The sequence below is a fragment of the Pseudomonas sp. TE12234 genome, from assembly GCF_054061835.1.
On record NZ_JBSSEP010000039.1, the window covers coordinates 1 to 1750 of the forward strand.

Annotated in this window: 1 rRNA gene; it reads right to left on the minus strand. The window is 52.6% G+C overall.

Annotated features, from left to right (window positions below):
- Positions 1-20: 20 nt before the first annotated feature.
- Positions 21-1750, minus strand: a 23S ribosomal RNA gene (locus ACVWYU_RS30210); the annotation flags it as partial.

Below are 1750 nucleotides of genomic sequence, written 5' to 3' on the forward strand. Positions count from 1 at the left end.
GCAAATTGCTTGGGTGTTATATGGTCAAGCCTCACGGGCAATTAGTATTGGTTAGCTCAACGCCTCACAGCGCTTACACACCCAACCTATCAACGTCGTAGTCTTCGACGGCCCTTCAGGGGACTCAAGGTCCCAGTGAGATCTCATCTTGAGGCTAGTTTCCCGCTTAGATGCTTTCAGCGGTTATCTATTCCGAACATAGCTACCCGGCAATGCCACTGGCGTGACAACCGGAACACCAGAGGTTCGTCCACTCCGGTCCTCTCGTACTAGGAGCAGCCCCTCTCAAATCTCAAACGTCCACGGCAGATAGGGACCGAACTGTCTCACGACGTTCTAAACCCAGCTCGCGTACCACTTTAAATGGCGAACAGCCATACCCTTGGGACCGGCTTCAGCCCCAGGATGTGATGAGCCGACATCGAGGTGCCAAACACCGCCGTCGATATGAACTCTTGGGCGGTATCAGCCTGTTATCCCCGGAGTACCTTTTATCCGTTGAGCGATGGCCCTTCCATACAGAACCACCGGATCACTAAGACCTACTTTCGTACCTGCTCGACGTGTCTGTCTCGCAGTCAAGCGCGCTTTTGCCTTTATACTCTACGACCGATTTCCGACCGGTCTGAGCGCACCTTCGTACTCCTCCGTTACTCTTTAGGAGGAGACCGCCCCAGTCAAACTACCCACCATACACTGTCCTCGATCCGGATAACGGACCTGAGTTAGAACCTCAAAGTTGCCAGGGTGGTATTTCAAGGATGGCTCCACGCGAACTGGCGTCCACGCTTCAAAGCCTCCCACCTATCCTACACAAGCAAATTCAAAGTCCAGTGCAAAGCTATAGTAAAGGTTCACGGGGTCTTTCCGTCTAGCCGCGGATACACTGCATCTTCACAGCGATTTCAATTTCACTGAGTCTCGGGTGGAGACAGCGCCGCCATCGTTACGCCATTCGTGCAGGTCGGAACTTACCCGACAAGGAATTTCGCTACCTTAGGACCGTTATAGTTACGGCCGCCGTTTACCGGGGCTTCGATCAAGAGCTTCGCGTTAGCTAACCCCATCAATTAACCTTCCGGCACCGGGCAGGCGTCACACCCTATACGTCCACTTTCGTGTTTGCAGAGTGCTGTGTTTTTAATAAACAGTCGCAGCGGCCTGGTATCTTCGACCGGCGTGGGCTTACGCAGCAAGTGCTTCACCCTCACCGGCGCACCTTCTCCCGAAGTTACGGTGCCATTTTGCCTAGTTCCTTCACCCGAGTTCTCTCAAGCGCCTTGGTATTCTCTACCCAACCACCTGTGTCGGTTTGGGGTACGGTTCCTGGTTACCTGAAGCTTAGAAGCTTTTCTTGGAAGCATGGCATCAACCACTTCGTGTTCTAAAAGAACACTCGTCATCAGCTCTCGGCCTTGGAATCCCGGATTTACCTAAGATTCCAGCCTACCACCTTAAACTTGGACAACCAACGCCAAGCTGGCCTAGCCTTCTCCGTCCCTCCATCGCAATAACCAGAAGTACAGGAATATTAACCTGTTTTCCATCGACTACGCTTTTCAGCCTCGCCTTAGGGACCGACTAACCCTGCGTCGATTAACGTTGCGCAGGAAACCTTGGTCTTTCGGCGTGGGTGTTTTTCACACCCATTGTCGTTACTCATGTCAGCATTCGCACTTCTGATACCTCCAGCAAGCTTCTCAACTCACCTTCACAGGCTTACAGAACGCTCCTCTACCGCATCACCTAA